Here is a 14,593-nt window from a genome sequence, read left to right on the forward strand (position 1 = left end):
CCAGAAGATGTATTTGGCGGTGCATGAGGTGATGACATGATCGACTGGGCAAGAGTGCGCGAGTTGCAGGACGAAATCGGCGCCGAGGACTTCGGCGAGATCGTCGAAGTTTTCATGGAAGAGGTGGAGGCCGCGATCGGGGCGCTGCCGGATGCGGACAAGGGGTCGGAACTGGAAGAGTTGATGCATCTGATCAAGGGCTGTGCCTGGAACCTTGGCTTTCGCGAACTCGGCAAGCTCTGCGCGGCGGGCGAGGCGGCCGCCGAAGCCGGAAATGGCGGGTCCGTGGATATCGATGCCGTCATGCAAGCCTTCGAAGCAGCGCAGAAGGTCTTCACCGAAGGCTTGCAGGAGCAGCGCGTGGCCTGATCCGGGGGCGCAGCAGGCTCGTGCCCTTGCCTAGCCGATATCCTGCTTGGCCACGGATACCGTTTTGAGAACCGCATAGCAGCTCTGCCCAACCGCGAGCCCCATGCGGTTTGCCGACCGACGGGTCACGCGACTGAGGACGAGGTCGGTCCCGATCCGCAGTTGCACCAGAACCCCCGGGCCGTCGCCCTGACGCAGCTTTTCAATCCGGGCGGGAAAGATGTTCAGGGCCGACAGGCCCGTGGGCGCCTCGGTGGCCAGCAACACGTCCTTTGCCTCGATCCGCACGCGCAGGTCGGCCCCAACCGGATCCCTTTGCAGCGGCAGGTACAGGGTGCCGCCGCTGAAGGCCAAGGCGGTGACACCATCTTCCGCGTGTTCGCGGACAATACCCGAAAGCAAGGCGCCGGCCTCCCGGATGCCCAGCGCGGGTGCCACATCCGGATCGGCCAGAACCGCTTGCGCGGGACCGCTGCGCAGCACCCGGCCCGCCTCCAGCGCGACCACGGTGGTGGCGATGCGGGCGACCTCCGGCACGGAATGGCTGACATAGAGGATGGGCGTGTCGGTCTCGTCGCGCAGCCGCTGGATATAGGGCAGGATCTCGGCCTTGCGGGCGCTGTCCAGCGCAGCAAGAGGTTCGTCCATCAACAGCAGCTCCGGCTCGGACAGGAGCGCCCGCCCGATCGCCACCCTCTGCTTTTCCCCGCCCGAAAGCGCGCCCGGCTGCCGGTCCAGCAGGGGACCGATGCCCAGCAATTCGACAATCCGGTCGATCGGATCTGACCCTGCCCGACCCTTGGCGAACCACCGCCCGTAGCACAGGTTCTGCCGCACCGTCAGGTGGGGAAAAAGGCGCCCTTCCTGGAAAACATAGCCAAGCCGCCGCCGATGCGTCGGCACGCAGATGCGCCGCTCCGCATCGAAGAGGAGCCTGTCCGCGACCCGGATCGTGCCGGCATCGGGGCGCAACAAGCCGGCGACTGCGTTCACCACGGATGTCTTGCCCGAGCCCGATTTTCCGAACAGGGCGGTGATTCCGGGCGGCGCGTCGAAGGCCACGTCGAGCGCGAAGCCCGGGAAGCCGTGATTGATGCGCACCGAGAGCATCATTGACCCGCGATCCGTCTCGCCACCGCCCGCGAGACGACCTCGGACAACAAGAGCGCAGCCATGGCAATGGCGACCGAAACGAGGACGAGGCGCAGCGCGATGCTTTCCTCGCCCGGCACCTGCAGGAAGGCATAGATGGCGGACGGCACGGTCTGGGTCTGGCCGGGGATGTTCGAGACGAAGGTGATCGTGGCGCCGAACTCCCCCATCGCCTTGGCGAAGGCAAGGATCGCACCCACGAGAATCCCCGGCAGGATCAGCGGCAAGGTGATCGTGGCGAACACCCAGGCGCGGGGGGCGCCCAGGGTGGCAGCGGCCTGTTCGAGCTTGGGGTCCACTGCGTCGATGGCGAGCCGGATAGCGCGGACCATGAGCGGGAAAGCCATGACCGCCGCGGCCAGCGCCGCCCCGGTCCAGCGAAAGGCGAGAACGAGGCCGAAAGTGTCTTCGAGAAAGCTGCCCACCGGCCCGCGCCGTCCGAAGGTGAGCAGCAGAAGATACCCCGTGACCACCGGCGGAAGGATCAGCGGCAGGTGGACAAGCCCGTTGAGCAACTGTCGCCCCGGAAAATTCCAGCGGGACAGCGCGTAGGCGACGAAAACGCCCAGCGGAAGGCTGAGCAGCGTCGCCCAGAACGACACTTGCAGGGACAGGGCCACGGCGGCCCAGGCCTCCGGGCCGAGCCAGTCAGTCATGGACGACAAACCCGTGGGACCGGAATACCGAAGCGGCCTCGGGCGATTGCAGGAAAGACAGGAAGGCGGCGGCCTCGGGCCGCGCCTCGACGGTGAGCGCGGCGGGATAGGTGATGGTCGGATGGCTCTCGGCGGGAAACCGGCCGATCACATGCACGCGCGGCTCGGCCTGTGCATCGCTGGCGTACACGATGCCGAGGGGCGCTTCGCCGCTGGCGACCAGGGCGAGCGCGGTGCGGGCATTGTCGGTCTGCGCAACATGGTCGGCGACCGTGTCCCAGACACCGAGGTTCGTCAGCGCCGCCTTGCCGTAAATCCCCACGGGCACCGCAGAGACCAGCGCCATGGCGAGAAAGTCATCGCCCAGACGCTCGGCCAGGGGAAAACCGGGCGCCGGGTCCAGTGGCGGGGCCGCTTGGGATCCGATCAGGACCAGCGTGTTTCCCAGGAGCGCCACGCGGCTTCCCGCCCGCAGAAGGTCGCGCGCGGCGAGCCAGTCCATCCAGTCGGCGCTGGCAAGCAGGACCAGATCCGCCGGTGCGCCCTGATCCACTTGCCGGGCGATGGTGGAACTGGCCGCGAAGGTCAGGGTCGCGGCATGCCCGGTCTCGTCGCGCCAGTCGGCGGCGATTTCTTCCAGGGCGGTTTTCAGGCTGGCGGCGGCGAAGACCGACACGTCGCGTGCACTGACGGGCTGGGCCCAGAGCAAGGCGGCCGCACAGAGCCCCTGCCAGAGCCTAGTCATCGTGGGCCCCCTTGCGCAGCGCCTCGATCGCGGCGATCTGCGGCGCGCCGGCCGTCGCGGCGGCGGCTTCGAGTTGCCGGTAATGGGTCAGCACGGCTGTCCCCGCCTCGGTCAGCTGCGCCCCCCCGCCCTTGGCGCCCCCGCGAGCACTGCTGACAAGGGGTTCGGCAAAAGTGTCATTCATCTGCTCGACCAGGGCCCAGGCGCGGGTATAGCTCATCTTCATGGCGCGGCCCGCGGCGGAGATGGACCCGGTGGCCCCGATATGCTCCAGCAGATCGGCCTTGCCCGGACCGAGCCGGGCGCCTTCTTCGAATTGCAGCCGCAAGCGCAGGCGGGGTGACATGGGGGCGGTCCATCCTGATCCGATTGCCGGATACTAGGGGCGATATAGTCCGCGGGCAATAACGAAACCACGCGCCCAGAGCGCGGAATTCTCCGTTTTACTTGACGGGGGCCTGCGCCTACGGTTCCGGCCGAGGCGACTTATCGGGAGGAGGCGCATGCGGACCCAGGTTGCGATCATCGGCGGCGGGCCTTCGGGGCTGTTGCTGTCGCAGCTTTTGCACGGACGCGGGATCGACACGGTCGTGCTGGAGCGGCAGAGCCGCGCCCATGTGCTCGGCCGCATCCGCGCTGGCGTGCTGGAACGCGGACTCGTGGACCTGATGATCGAGGCCGGGGTCGGGGATCGGGTGCAACGCGAGGGCATCCCCCATGACGGCACGGTGATCTCCCATGGCGACGAGATGTTCCGCATCGACTTCACCGCGCTGACCGGGCAGCCGGTGACGGTCTATGGTCAGACCGAGGTGACCCGTGACCTCTATGCCGCGAGGGAGGCGGCGGGCGGAACGCTCATGCACGGGGTCGAGAGCGTGGAGATCCAAGGGGCAGATACCGATACACCATCCGTCAGCTACACCCTGGACGGGCAGCGGCAGCACCTTTCCTGCGATTTCGTGGCAGGCTGTGACGGGTTCCACGGTATCAGCCGCAAGACCATCCCCGAAACCGCACGGCGGGAGTTCGAGAAGGTCTATCCTTTCGGTTGGCTCGGGGTTCTGTCCGAAACCCCGCCCGTCCATGAAGAGCTGATTTACGCCAATTCCGAGCGTGGTTTTGCGCTCTGTTCGATGCGGAACGCCAATCTCAGCCGGTACTACATCCAGTGTCGCCTCGACGACCGGCCCGAGGATTGGAGCGACAGCGCCTTCTGGGACGAATTGCGCCGCCGCATCCCGAAACCCCAGGCGGAGAGCCTGATCACCGGGCCTTCCATCGAGAAATCCATCGCACCGCTGCGCAGTTTCGTGACCGAGCCGATGCGTTGGGGTCGCCTGTTCCTGTGTGGCGACGCCGCCCATATCGTACCGCCAACCGGGGCGAAGGGGCTCAACACCGCCGCCTCGGACGTGCATTACCTTTATAACGGCCTGCGCCAGTTCTACGAGGACGGGGATAGCGAGGGGATCAACAGGTATTCCGAGAAGGCGCTGGCACGGGTCTGGAAAACCGAGCGGTTCAGCTGGTGGTTCAGCAAGCTGATGCATCGCTTCCCCGACCAGTCGGAGTTCGAGCACAAGATCCAGCTTGCAGAGATCGACTTCTTGCGCAGCAATACGGCCGCCCAGACCGCCATGGCGCAGAACTATGTCGGATTGCCTTATTGAGAGACGGATATGAGCGACAAGTCACGCTACGAGATCGGGATGGAAGTGCGCCGCGCAGTGCTGGGTGATGCCCATGTGGACCGGGCCGAGGCGGCGAAGGATCCGTTGGATGCGCCTTTCCAGTCGCTGATCACCGAAGCCGCCTGGGGCACCGTCTGGGCCTCCGACGCGATCAGCCGGCGCGAACGCTCCATGCTGACGCTTGCGCTGCTGGCCGCCACCGGGAATTTCGACGAGATTCCGATGCATGTCCGGGCCTGCGCCAATACCGGGGCCAGCAAGACCGACGTGATGGAGGTGTTTCAGCACGTGGCGATCTATGCCGGCGTGCCGCGGGCCAATCACGCGATCAAGCTTGCCAAGGCCACCTTTGCCGAGATGGAGGCAAGGTCATGACAGATGCACCGGAACCCGGCGGGTACTTCCCGCGCGACCGGGGCTGGCATCCGCCCGCGCTCAGCCCCGCGTACAAGACCACGGTGAAACGGGCGCCCAGCTTCGCGCCCCTGTCTTTCCCAACCAGCCTCGGCGAAGAGACCGGTCCGGTGTTCGGGCATGAGACGCTCGGCCCGCTCGACGGCGATCTGATCCACAACTTCGCGGGTCTTGAGAATCCCGCCATCGGGCCGCGCATCGTGGTTCATGGCCGGGTGCTGGACGAGAGCGCGCGCCCGGTGCCAGGGGCGCTGATCGAGATCTGGCAGGCCAATGCAGGCGGACGCTACCGCCACCGGAACGAAAGCTACCTCGCCCCTTTGGACCCGCATTTCGGCGGATGTGGGCGCGTGGTTTCGCGCGAGGATGGGTCCTACGAGTTTCGTACGGTGATGCCCGGACCCTACCCCTGGCCCAATGGCATGAACGACTGGCGTCCGGCCCATATCCATCTGTCGATCTTCGGGCCCGCATTCGCCCAGCGGCTGGTGACGCAGATGTATTTCGAGGGCGATCCGCTGATCTGGCTGTGCCCGATCGTGGGCGCCATTCCCTCGCGGGCAGCGATCGAGAGCCTGATCGCGCCGGTCGACAGCGCCCGGAACATCCCCATGGACGCGCGCGCCTACAAGTTCGACATCGTGCTGCGCGGGCGACGCCAGACCATGTTCGAAAACCGGAAGGAGGGGATGTGACCATGGTGCAAGCCCTCTCATATCTGAAGGAAACCCCGTCCCAGACCGCAGGCCCATATGTGCATATCGGCTGCACCCCGAACCATGCCGGGCTGACCGGGGTTTATGATACCGATCCCGGCGCAATGCTGAAAACAGGCTCTGTCAAAGGGCAGGAGATCAGTTTGCGGGGCACGATCTTCGATGGGGCGGGCGCGCCGTTGCGTGATGCGATGGTCGAGATCTGGCAGGCGGACGCTGCAGGTCGCTTCGCCTCTGGCGACCCGCGCGGCGGGGCCGATCCGCATTTCACCGGCTGGGGGCGTTGCGCGAGCGATGCCGATACCGGAGAGTTTGGCTTCGAGACCGTCAAACCGGGGCGCGTGCCCTTCATCGACGGGCGGTTGCAGGCACCCCATATCAGCCTGTGGATCGTGGCCCGAGGGATCAACCTCGGGCTGCAGACCCGAGCCTATTTCGCCGATGAGGTGACTGCCAATACCGAAGACCCGATCCTGAGCCGGATCGAGCATCGCCACCGCATCCCCACCCTGCTGGCCCTGCCCGAAGCTTCGGGCGTTTACCGGTTCGACATCCACCTGCAAGGGGATCGCGAGACGATCTTCTTCGACTTCTGAGAGGCTGCCATGACCGGCAAACCCTGCATCATCTGCGTCGCCATCACTGGCTCCGTCGCCACGAAATCCGCCAACCCCGCGGTGCCGATTACCGTGGCCGAACAGGTCGAGAGCACGCACGAAGCCTTCGAGGCGGGCGCCAGCATCTGCCACGCCCATGTGCGCAACGACGATGAAACGCCGTCCAGTGACCCGGAGAAATTCGCGCGTCTGCAGGAAGGGCTGCAGAAGCACTGCCCGGGCATGATCATTCAGTTCTCCACCGGCGGTCGGTCCGGCGCTGGGCGGGAACGGGGCGGGATGCTGCCCCTGCGCCCGGACATGGCGTCGCTGACGGTGGGGTCGAACAACTTCCCCACGCGGGTCTACGAGAACCCGCCCGACCTGGTGGACTGGCTGGCGTCGGAAATGCGGGCCCATGAGGTGATCCCAGAAATCGAAGCCTTCGATCTGAGCCATATTCACCATGCGGCCCTGATGCATCGGGACGGGCGGTTGGCGACCCGTCCCTATATCCAGTTCGTGATGGGGGTGAAGAACGCGATGCCGGTGGATCGCGAGACATTCGATTTCTATCGCGCGACAGTGGAGCGGCTCTTGCCCGGGGCGGAGTGGTGCGGGGCGGCAATCGGGGCGAGCCAGATCGTCATGAACGAATGGTGCGTGGCCGAAGGTGGGCATGCGCGTACGGGTCTCGAAGACAACGTGCGGCTGGACCGCGAGACCCTGGCGCCGTCCAATGCGGCGCTGGTGCGGCGGGTGGTCGAGTTGTGTAATCAGTACGAGCGCCCGGTGGCCGACCCGGCCCAAGCGCGCGAGATCCTGGGGCTGCGACCCGTGGCGGCTTAAACAGGCTTTTTCCCAAGGGTTTCGATACTGTCAAGCAGGGCCGCCGCATGGCGCAAGGCCGCGCCGGTGGCCTCGCATATCTGCGGCAGGATCATCCATTCCAGCGCCCACGCTGCGCCGGAGCGTTCCTGTTCATGCACCATCGCCTGATGCAAGCCGCCGATCTGCACCGCGTTGAACCGCGCAAGGGTGACAAGGGTTTCCGCGGCAATCGGGTTCTGCTTGTGTGGCATGGCAGAACTGGTCCCACCGCCGGAGAGCCGCGCATCGTCCACCCCCTGCTGGGACATGAGCGCGATATCCTGCCCCATCTTGCCGAGGCTTCCGGTCACCAGCGCGAGCCAGGTGCCGTAGCCCACAACGCCGTCCCTTGTGCTGTGCCAGACCGGGCCCGGCGGCGGCAGATCGAGTGCCTTGGCCAGCCTTTCGGCAATGGCTGCCATCTGGGGGGAACGTTGCCCCACCGGGCCGCCGAACTGCAACTGTTCGACCCCGGCGCGCGCCTCCGGAAATCGGTCCCGGGCACGTAGGAGCGGTGTCTGCCAAGCCTCCAGCCGTGTTGCGACCGGGATCGGCAGGGCGGCCTGCATCCGGGTGCGGCCCATCAGGGTCCGCGCACCTTGGGCCGCTTGCAGTCCGTCCAGCGCGACGATCACCCGATCAAGCCGCGCTGCCAGCACCTCGCTCAGCCTGCGCAAGCTCAGCGCGAGGCTCGTGTCCATCAGGTCCTGCGACGTGGCGTCGAGATGCACCGCCGCAGCATCCACGCCCAGCGCCGCTTCCAACGCCGCGACATAGGCCGGCACGGGCACACCGTCTTGCGTTACGCGATCCGAGATAGCGTCGGGCGCGATCTCGAACTTCGCAATTCGGGCTGCGATGCGGGCGGCATCTTTCACCCGCCCCACCGCACCTTGGGCCTCGGTCAGAGCCATTTCGTAGTGCCGAAAATGCGCGAACATCGTCTCTGCCGAGAACAGCGCCGCGATCTCTGGGTCGGCAAAAAGCCCGTCAAAGAGCCTGTTTTGGCCCCCAGCCGCCATCAGATGAGGAACTCCGCCAAGAGCGCATCTTCGGTGATATCGCGGAACGGAAAGCCCGCTGCATCGAGCCGGGCGAAGAGTTGCTCGAAAGCGCCGGCATCCTTGGTTTCGATCCCGATCAGGACCGATCCGAAGTTGCGTGCGGATTTCTTCAGGTACTCGAACCGGGCGATGTCATCGTCGGGTCCGAGAAAACCCAGGAATTCCTTCAGCGCGCCGGGACGCTGGGGCAGGCGCAAGATGAAGTATTTCTTCAGCCCCGCATAGCGCAGGCTGCGCTCCTTCACCTCGGGCAGGCGCTCGAAATCGAAATTTCCACCGGAGGTGACGCAGACCACGCGCTTGCCCGTGATGCTGTCGCGCAGAGTGTCGAGGACATCGACCGCCAGCGCCCCGGCAGGTTCCAGAACGATGCCTTCCACGTTCAGCATTTCGAGCATAGTGTGGCAGATCCGGTCCTCGGGCGCACCGAGCACGTGATCGGGCGGCACGTCGCGCAAGATCTCGAACGGGCGGGCGCCGATCCGCGCGACCGCAGCCCCGTCCACGAAGTTGTCGACCTTGGACAGGGTCTGCGGCGCGCCGGTTTCAAGGGCCTTTGCAAGGCTGCGCGCCCCGCAAGGTTCCACCAGGCGCAGATCGACCTGCACGCCGCATACCTCGAAATAACGCTTCATGCCCGAGGATAGCCCCCCGCCCCCAACGGGCAGGATCACCATGTCCGGGGGGCCCTCCAGCTGCTCCAGCAGCTCGACCGCGACGGTCGATTGGCCCTCAATCACATCTGCATCATCGAAGGGCGACAGGAAGGTCGCGCTCGCCTCGGTACAGTAACGTTGCGCCGCCGCCAGCGTGTCGTCGAAATAGTCGCCCACCAGTTCGATATCGATGGCCGTCCCACCGAAGATACGTGTCTTGTCGATCTTCTGGCGCGGAGTCGTCACGGGCATGAAGATCACCCCATGCACCCCGAAATGCTGGCAGGCATAGGCCACGCCCTGGGCGTGATTGCCGGCACTGGCGCAGGCGAATTGCGTCTGACCCTCCGCCACCCGTTTCGAGATCGCGTTGAACGCACCACGGATCTTGTAGGACCGCACGGGCGACAGATCCTCGCGCTTGAGCCAGATCTCCGCCCCGTACCGCTCGGACAGGTGGATGTTCATCTGCAACGGGGTTGCGGGGAACAGGGGGCGCATCGCGCTGGCCGCCCGGTGGGCATTATCGGCAAATTCGGTCATGGGCCGACAGTTTCAGCATCCGACACCGCGCGCAAGCCGGGGTCCGCTTGCCCTGCCCCGCAAAAGCCGCTATCCGCCCGGGCGAACCAGCCCAAGGAGCCCCGCCAATGTCCGCGCCCAAGAAAGTCGTTCTCGCCTATTCCGGTGGTCTGGATACGTCGATCATCCTCAAGTGGCTGCAGACGGAATATGACTGCGAGGTGGTGACCTTCACCGCCGATCTGGGCCAGGGCGAAGAGCTCGAGCCCGCACGCGCCAAGGCCGAAATGATGGGCGCATCGGCGATCTATATCGAAGACCTGCGCGAGGAGTTCGTGCGCGATTTTGTCTTTCCGATGTTCCGGGCGAACGCAGTCTACGAGGGGCTTTACCTTCTGGGCACGTCCATCGCGCGGCCGCTGATCTCAAAGCGGCTGGTGGAGATTGCCGAGGCGGAAGGTGCCGATGCCGTGGCCCATGGCGCGACCGGCAAGGGCAACGACCAGGTCCGGTTCGAGCTGGCCGCCTATGCCCTGAACCCCGACATCAAGGTGATCGCGCCCTGGCGGGAATGGGACCTGTCGAGCCGCACCAAGCTGATAGACTTCGCCGAGAAGCACCAGATCCCGATCGCGAAAGACAAGCGGGGAGAAGCGCCGTTTTCGGTGGATGCGAACCTGTTGCACACCTCTTCGGAGGGCAAGGTTCTGGAGGATCCGGCGGAGGACGCGCCCGACTACGTCTATCAGCGCACGGTGAATCCCGAGGATGCACCGAATACGCCGGAATACATCGAGGTCGGGTTCGAGCGCGGCGACGCGGTGTCGATCAACGGCGAAGCGATGTCCCCGGCAACAGTTCTGACCAAGCTGAACGAGCTGGGTGGGGCGCATGGGATCGGGCGTCTCGACCTTGTAGAGGGTCGGTTTGTCGGCATGAAATCCCGGGGCATCTACGAGACGCCGGGGGGCACGATCCTACTGGAGGCCCATCGCGGGATCGAGCAGATCACGCTCGACCGGGGGGCTGCGCACCTCAAGGACGAGCTGATGCCGCGCTACGCAGAGCTGATCTATAACGGCTTCTGGTTCTCGCCGGAGCGGGAGATGCTGCAGGCCGCCATCGATGCGAGCCAAGCGCATGTGACCGGCACCGTGCGGCTGAAGCTCTACAAGGGATCCGTGCGCACCGTGGGTCGCTGGTCGGATCACAGCCTCTATTCCGAGGCCCACGTTACCTTCGAGGACGACGCAGGGGCCTACGACCAGAAAGACGCGGCGGGTTTCATCCAGCTCAACGCCCTGCGCCTGAAACTGCTGGCCGCGCGCAACAAGCGTCTCGGGAAATAACGTCGCGGTCCGCCTGCGCGCCTTGGTATCGCCGCTTTCACCAGACTAGGCTCGTCTCGGACGTTCGAGAGGCATGAGATGAGCGAACAGGTTGAGTTCAAGGGCGATACCGGCGAGTGGTTCGGAATCTGGATCGTCAACATCGTCCTGACGATCCTGACCATCGGGATCTACTCGGCCTGGGCCAAGGTCCGGACCAAGCAATATTTTTATCGCAACACGATCATCGGCGGGCGCAGCTTCGACTATCACGCCACAGGCCTGCAGATCCTGATCGGGCGAATCATCGTGATCGTCGGGCTGATCGCCTATTCGTTGCTTGCCGCGATCCCGGTGCTCGCGATCCTGCTGCCCCTCGGATTTCTGGCGCTCTTTCCGTTCCTGATGTACCGCTCCTTGCGGTTCAACGCGCGGGTCAGCAGCTGGTCCGGCGTGCGGTTCAACTTCGCGGGCACCTATGGCGGGGCGTTCAAGGCCTATTTGCTGGCGCCGTTCCTGACGGCGCTCACCGCCTATCTCGCCTGGCCTTTCGCTGAACGTGCCCAGCGGCGCTATGTCGTCAACGGGCATCGGCTAGGGCGGACGCCGTTTACCTTCGACGCGCCCATCGGGCCCTTTTACAGAGCCTTTTTCGCCGCCATCGGCTGGTTCTTCGCGGTGCTGATCTGCGGCGCGCTGCTCAGCAGCATGATCCCGGACGCCCTGCCGACACCGCAGAACATGACCGCGCAGGACATGCGGATCCTGGCCCTGGTTCTGTCCATCCTACCCTTCGCGGTCTTCGGCTTTTTCACCGCCTTGGTGCTGTTCCGGGCCATGGTGCGCAACATCGTCTACAACGCGGCCCTGCTGGACGGGAAGCACCGTTTCGTGTCCACCGTGTCACCCTTGCAAGTGCTGTGGATCGCGGTAACCAATGGCGTGGCGGTGATATTGACGCTCGGGCTAGCCCTGCCCTGGGCGCAGATCCGGCTGGCGCGCTATTTCGCGGCGGAAACCCGGTTCATTCCCGACGGCTCCCTCGACAACTTCATCGCCCATTTCGAGCAGGAGAAGGGTGCCTTCGGCGATGCCTTCACCGATATCGAAGGGCTCGATTTCGGGATCAACCTCTAGGAGCCTATGGCGCATCCGGAACAGGTCATCCTCGGTACCGCGGTCAGCGGTGGCACTTCCCTCCAGGTCGCGGCGCGTCTTCTGGTGCGCGGGGATATGGCCAAGTTGATCGCGGTGGAGACCGGTGGAACCATGGCCGAGGCGCGGCTGGACGCGGTGAGATTCGATCCGCCGCTGGGGTCGCTGCCACGCAAGCTGCGCTTCCCGGACGGAGCCGAGTTCGAAACGGGGGACCGCGAGGCGATTGCCGCGTTGGAGCCGCGCGGATTCTGGACCCGGCTGCACGGATGGGAACGGCTGCATCCGCGCCTGATCCTGTTCGTGGTTGGCGGATTCGCGGGCGGCTGGCTGGTCTATTCCGTGGCCCTCACCGCACTGGTGGCCATGGCTGTCGCCCTGACGCCGGAGCCCCTCGTGCGGGCGATGGATCGCAGTACCCTCTCCGCCCTCGACCGCGTCATTGCCTCCGAAACAGCGCTGAGTACAGCAGATCAGGCCGAGGCTCGCGCGATTTTCGAGGACCTGCGCGCGGTTCTGCCGGACCGCGACCTCGCGGAAGCCGTGAGCCTGGAATTCCGGGCGCTCCGGGGTTTGGGACCGAATGCGCTGGCCCTGCCCGGGGGCACCGTGGTGTTGTCGGATGCCTTGGTTAAGCAGTTCGATGCTGATGTCGTCGCCTCGGTGCTCGGCCATGAGATCGCCCATGTGATGGAGGAACACTCCCTCAAGCGGCTCTATCGGTCGCTGGGCATCTACGTGATGGTCGCCCTGATCGCCGGGGAAACCGGGCCTTTGCTCGAGGATCTTCTGCTGGAGGGGAATGTGCTGCTGTCGCTGTCCTACTCCCGCGGGCAGGAGGCGGAGGCGGATCAGATCGGCCTGCGGCTCGCCGACGCCGCAGGGTATGATCCGACCGGGTTGAAGGTATTTTTTGAAACGCTCGCGGCCGAGGTCGGAGACGGCGGTGGCTGGCTGTCCACCCATCCGGGCAATGACGACCGCATCGAGGCAATCGATGCCTATCTGGAGGCGCGCTAGGCCTTGGGCAGAACCAGCTTGCGGGCCTGCATCTCGGAATAGGTCTCCATCGCGGCCTTATAGAGGGACTGATATCCGTCCGGGACATCCGGCAAGGGGCCTTCGGGGCCAGCGAACCCGGTGGAGCGATGCACAGCCCCGTACCAATGCCGGGCCCAGACCCCGTCTTCCGGCCGACCGCCCGCCGACCATCGCAGCATGCCGGGATCGAAAGGCAACGCGATCTCCGCACAGAGCAGTCCCAGCATTCCGGCAGGGTCGGCCCGAATATCCGCACTGTCCACGACCAGCCCGCCGAGCCGGTCGAACAACGCGGCCTGCTGCGGAAAACCGATATCGGCGAGCGTCATTTCCTCTCGCTTCGCACCGTAACTGGCGATCACACGGGCGGGATGGCGGATCAGGTGGATATTCATGCAAGGCTCCGCCCAATCCAGAGGAAAATCCGGCAACATGTGGTGCGGCATGTGTTTCATGTAGAAATGCGCCTTGCCCCCGGGGATCGGCCCGCAGCACCTGGCCGCGACCCTTTCCGGATCGGCTTCGTGCGCCGCAACGATCTCGGCCGCCATCGGATGGTCCGCACCGGTGCGGTCAAGATAAGCGGCATAAAACGGCTCGTCCCAGACCGCACAATCACCCCGCGCGCCGAAGCTGTACATCATGGCCGTCGACAGGTTGCGCGGCCCACTCCACATGGCGATCCGCATCAAGACGCCTCGAATTTCCCGAGGATCACCACCTCGTCACATGCCTGCATTGAAACAACTCCCCTCTCGTTTCGGAGTTTTCGTGTCCTGGTCAGCGCTATCCTGAAACAATCGCGCGCGCCCTGTCACCAAGCCGTGACCTCACGGGCCGGTGATTTGAGTGTGGCGAAAGATGCGGGGCAGTCTGGGTACGTTACAGGAGGATATCATGACCCGCTCCCCATCTTTCTTTCCCGGTCTGGCCCGGATGAAACCGGTACTTCTCGCGGTGACCATTCTGCTCGGAATTGCGGTGGAATGCCAGCAGGCCAAGGCTGCTGGAACGGAAAAAGTCGTCGTCGCCGGCGGCTGCTTCTGGTGCGTCGAGAGCGATTTCGAAGGCGTGCCGGGCGTGATCGAGGCGGTATCGGGCTTTGCGGGTGGCACCACGCCCAACCCCGAATACAAAGAGGTCACCAAGGGCGGGACAGGTCACCTGGAGGTGGTTGAGATCGAGTTCGACCCGCGCAAGATTTCCACGCGGGAAATCTATGACCTGTTTCTGCGGTCGATCGATCCGCTCGATGCAGGAGGTCAGTTCTGCGATCGCGGCGAGAGCTATACCACCGCGATCTTCGCCACCGACGCCCAGCGCGCAGATGCTTTGGCCGCCGTTGCCCAAGCCGAGGCGGATCTGGGGCGCAGCATCGTGACACCGGTGCGGAAGTCTGCACCGTTTTATGAAGCGGACGCTTATCATCAGGATTTCTACAAGTCGACGACCCGGGTGCTGACCCGGTTCGGACCCAAGACCAAGGCTGAGGCTTACAAGCGGTATCGCACGAGCTGCGGGCGCGATGCGCGGGTCAAAGCGGTCTGGGGTGCCGCCGCACCCTTCGCCGGGAGCTGAGCGCAGCCAAGGCGCTTCGAAGCGCCTTGCCACGGAA

At 65.0% G+C, this 14,593-nt stretch carries 17 protein-coding genes; 10 read left to right on the plus strand and 7 right to left on the minus strand.

Annotated features, from left to right (window positions below; genetic code table 11):
• The first annotated feature begins 36 nt into the window (after positions 1 to 36).
• Positions 37 to 369, plus strand: coding sequence for an Hpt domain-containing protein (locus PVW48_RS14985; protein WP_274581910.1), 333 nt, complete (start codon positions 37 to 39; stop codon positions 367 to 369).
• A 30-nt stretch (positions 370 to 399) separates the two neighbouring features.
• Here PVW48_RS14985 and modC read toward each other — a convergent pair whose 3' ends face one another.
• Genes modC through PVW48_RS15005 form a run of 4 tightly spaced genes read right to left on the minus strand, consistent with a single transcriptional unit; the run spans position 400 to position 3,268 of the window.
• Positions 400 to 1,482 carry a molybdenum ABC transporter ATP-binding protein gene (gene modC, locus PVW48_RS14990; RefSeq protein WP_274581911.1) on the minus strand — a complete coding sequence of 361 codons (1,083 nt, stop codon included), beginning with the start codon at positions 1,480 to 1,482 and terminating at the stop codon, positions 400 to 402.
• Complete coding sequence (gene modB, locus PVW48_RS14995; protein ID WP_274581912.1) at positions 1,479 to 2,177, minus strand: molybdate ABC transporter permease subunit; 699 nt, start codon at positions 2,175 to 2,177, stop codon at positions 1,479 to 1,481. The genes modC and modB overlap by 4 nt, the downstream gene beginning before the upstream one ends.
• Positions 2,170 to 2,922 carry a molybdate ABC transporter substrate-binding protein gene (gene modA / locus PVW48_RS15000; RefSeq protein ID WP_274581913.1) on the minus strand — a complete coding sequence of 251 codons (753 nt, stop codon included), beginning with the start codon at positions 2,920 to 2,922 and terminating at the stop codon, positions 2,170 to 2,172. Before modA ends, modB begins: the two co-directional genes overlap by 8 nt.
• Positions 2,915 to 3,268, minus strand: coding sequence for a winged helix-turn-helix domain-containing protein (locus tag PVW48_RS15005; protein ID WP_012180137.1), 354 nt, complete (start codon positions 3,266 to 3,268; stop codon positions 2,915 to 2,917). The genes modA and PVW48_RS15005 overlap by 8 nt, the downstream gene beginning before the upstream one ends.
• A 157-nt stretch (positions 3,269 to 3,425) precedes the next feature.
• Here PVW48_RS15005 and pobA point away from each other — a divergent pair, with 157 nt between their 5' ends.
• From pobA to PVW48_RS15030, 5 genes are read left to right on the plus strand one after another with little or no spacing between them, the layout of a single operon-like run.
• Positions 3,426 to 4,595: a 4-hydroxybenzoate 3-monooxygenase gene (gene pobA / locus PVW48_RS15010; protein ID WP_274581914.1), complete on the plus strand. Its 1,170-nt coding sequence runs from the start codon at positions 3,426 to 3,428 to the stop codon at positions 4,593 to 4,595.
• A gap of 9 nt (positions 4,596 to 4,604) precedes the next feature.
• Positions 4,605 to 4,991, plus strand: a complete 387-nt coding sequence (pcaC, locus tag PVW48_RS15015; RefSeq protein ID WP_274581915.1) for a 4-carboxymuconolactone decarboxylase — start codon at positions 4,605 to 4,607, stop codon at positions 4,989 to 4,991.
• Positions 4,988 to 5,725 (plus strand): protocatechuate 3,4-dioxygenase subunit beta, encoded by a 738-nt coding sequence (pcaH, locus tag PVW48_RS15020; protein ID WP_274581916.1) that lies wholly within the window; start codon positions 4,988 to 4,990, stop codon positions 5,723 to 5,725. Before pcaC ends, pcaH begins: the two co-directional genes overlap by 4 nt.
• 2 nt (positions 5,726 to 5,727) lie before the next feature.
• Complete coding sequence (gene pcaG / locus PVW48_RS15025; protein ID WP_274581917.1) at positions 5,728 to 6,342, plus strand: protocatechuate 3,4-dioxygenase subunit alpha; 615 nt, start codon at positions 5,728 to 5,730, stop codon at positions 6,340 to 6,342.
• A gap of 9 nt (positions 6,343 to 6,351) precedes the next feature.
• Positions 6,352 to 7,191, plus strand: coding sequence for a 3-keto-5-aminohexanoate cleavage protein (locus PVW48_RS15030; protein WP_012180132.1), 840 nt, complete (start codon positions 6,352 to 6,354; stop codon positions 7,189 to 7,191).
• Here PVW48_RS15030 and PVW48_RS15035 read toward each other — a convergent pair.
• Together PVW48_RS15035 and ilvA are read right to left on the minus strand one after the other, a co-directional pair.
• Positions 7,188 to 8,234, minus strand: coding sequence for a 3-carboxy-cis,cis-muconate cycloisomerase (locus PVW48_RS15035; protein WP_274581918.1), 1,047 nt, complete (start codon positions 8,232 to 8,234; stop codon positions 7,188 to 7,190). The genes PVW48_RS15030 and PVW48_RS15035 overlap by 4 nt on opposite strands.
• Entirely contained in the window at positions 8,234 to 9,475 is a 1,242-nt protein-coding gene (gene ilvA / locus PVW48_RS15040) for a threonine ammonia-lyase IlvA (RefSeq protein WP_012180130.1), read from the minus strand. Before ilvA ends, PVW48_RS15035 begins: the two co-directional genes overlap by 1 nt.
• 107 nt (positions 9,476 to 9,582) lie before the next feature.
• Between ilvA and PVW48_RS15045 the strand changes: the two genes are divergently transcribed.
• From PVW48_RS15045 to PVW48_RS15055, 3 genes are all read left to right on the plus strand, one after another.
• Positions 9,583 to 10,803, plus strand: a complete 1,221-nt coding sequence (locus PVW48_RS15045) for an argininosuccinate synthase (RefSeq protein ID WP_012180129.1) — start codon at positions 9,583 to 9,585, stop codon at positions 10,801 to 10,803.
• A 78-nt stretch (positions 10,804 to 10,881) separates the two neighbouring features.
• Positions 10,882 to 11,919, plus strand: coding sequence for a YjgN family protein (locus tag PVW48_RS15050; RefSeq protein ID WP_274581919.1), 1,038 nt, complete (start codon positions 10,882 to 10,884; stop codon positions 11,917 to 11,919).
• Between the two features lie 6 nt (positions 11,920 to 11,925).
• The gene (locus tag PVW48_RS15055) at positions 11,926 to 12,957 is read left to right on the plus strand and encodes a M48 family metallopeptidase (protein WP_012180127.1); all 1,032 of its coding nucleotides are present in this window, start codon (positions 11,926 to 11,928) and stop codon (positions 12,955 to 12,957) included.
• Here PVW48_RS15055 and PVW48_RS15060 read toward each other — a convergent pair.
• Complete coding sequence (locus tag PVW48_RS15060; protein WP_274581920.1) at positions 12,954 to 13,667, minus strand: HAD family hydrolase; 714 nt, start codon at positions 13,665 to 13,667, stop codon at positions 12,954 to 12,956. The two genes, PVW48_RS15055 and PVW48_RS15060, sit on opposite strands and share 4 nt — an antisense overlap.
• Before the next feature lie 208 nt (positions 13,668 to 13,875).
• Here PVW48_RS15060 and msrA point away from each other — a divergent pair, with 208 nt between their 5' ends.
• The gene (msrA, locus tag PVW48_RS15065) at positions 13,876 to 14,556 is read left to right on the plus strand and encodes a peptide-methionine (S)-S-oxide reductase MsrA (protein ID WP_012180125.1); all 681 of its coding nucleotides are present in this window, start codon (positions 13,876 to 13,878) and stop codon (positions 14,554 to 14,556) included.
• Positions 14,557 to 14,593 lie beyond the last annotated feature (37 nt).

Source organism: Dinoroseobacter sp. PD6, from assembly GCF_028807315.1.
Classification (GTDB): domain Bacteria; phylum Pseudomonadota; class Alphaproteobacteria; order Rhodobacterales; family Rhodobacteraceae; genus Dinoroseobacter; species Dinoroseobacter shibae.

What these genes read in the sequence shown, in the direction of transcription:
- modA (WP_274581913.1), bottom strand. Translation starts at nt 2,922, where the DNA reads ATGACTAGGCTCTGGCAGGGGCTCTGTGCGGCCGCCTTGCTCTGGGCC.
- PVW48_RS15050 (WP_274581919.1), top strand. Translation starts at nt 10,882, where the DNA reads ATGAGCGAACAGGTTGAGTTCAAGGGCGATACCGGCGAGTGGTTCGGA.
- ilvA (WP_012180130.1), bottom strand. Translation starts at nt 9,475, where the DNA reads ATGACCGAATTTGCCGATAATGCCCACCGGGCGGCCAGCGCGATGCGC.
- modB (WP_274581912.1), bottom strand. Translation starts at nt 2,177, where the DNA reads ATGACTGACTGGCTCGGCCCGGAGGCCTGGGCCGCCGTGGCCCTGTCC.
- PVW48_RS15045 (WP_012180129.1), top strand. Translation starts at nt 9,583, where the DNA reads ATGTCCGCGCCCAAGAAAGTCGTTCTCGCCTATTCCGGTGGTCTGGAT.
- pcaH (WP_274581916.1), top strand. Translation starts at nt 4,988, where the DNA reads ATGACAGATGCACCGGAACCCGGCGGGTACTTCCCGCGCGACCGGGGC.
- PVW48_RS14985 (WP_274581910.1), top strand. Translation starts at nt 37, where the DNA reads ATGATCGACTGGGCAAGAGTGCGCGAGTTGCAGGACGAAATCGGCGCC.
- pobA (WP_274581914.1), top strand. Translation starts at nt 3,426, where the DNA reads ATGCGGACCCAGGTTGCGATCATCGGCGGCGGGCCTTCGGGGCTGTTG.
- PVW48_RS15055 (WP_012180127.1), top strand. Translation starts at nt 11,926, where the DNA reads ATGGCGCATCCGGAACAGGTCATCCTCGGTACCGCGGTCAGCGGTGGC.
- PVW48_RS15005 (WP_012180137.1), bottom strand. Translation starts at nt 3,268, where the DNA reads ATGTCACCCCGCCTGCGCTTGCGGCTGCAATTCGAAGAAGGCGCCCGG.
- PVW48_RS15035 (WP_274581918.1), bottom strand. Translation starts at nt 8,234, where the DNA reads ATGGCGGCTGGGGGCCAAAACAGGCTCTTTGACGGGCTTTTTGCCGAC.
- modC (WP_274581911.1), bottom strand. Translation starts at nt 1,482, where the DNA reads ATGATGCTCTCGGTGCGCATCAATCACGGCTTCCCGGGCTTCGCGCTC.
- msrA (WP_012180125.1), top strand. Translation starts at nt 13,876, where the DNA reads ATGACCCGCTCCCCATCTTTCTTTCCCGGTCTGGCCCGGATGAAACCG.
- pcaC (WP_274581915.1), top strand. Translation starts at nt 4,605, where the DNA reads ATGAGCGACAAGTCACGCTACGAGATCGGGATGGAAGTGCGCCGCGCA.
- PVW48_RS15030 (WP_012180132.1), top strand. Translation starts at nt 6,352, where the DNA reads ATGACCGGCAAACCCTGCATCATCTGCGTCGCCATCACTGGCTCCGTC.
- pcaG (WP_274581917.1), top strand. Translation starts at nt 5,728, where the DNA reads ATGGTGCAAGCCCTCTCATATCTGAAGGAAACCCCGTCCCAGACCGCA.
- PVW48_RS15060 (WP_274581920.1), bottom strand. Translation starts at nt 13,667, where the DNA reads ATGCGGATCGCCATGTGGAGTGGGCCGCGCAACCTGTCGACGGCCATG.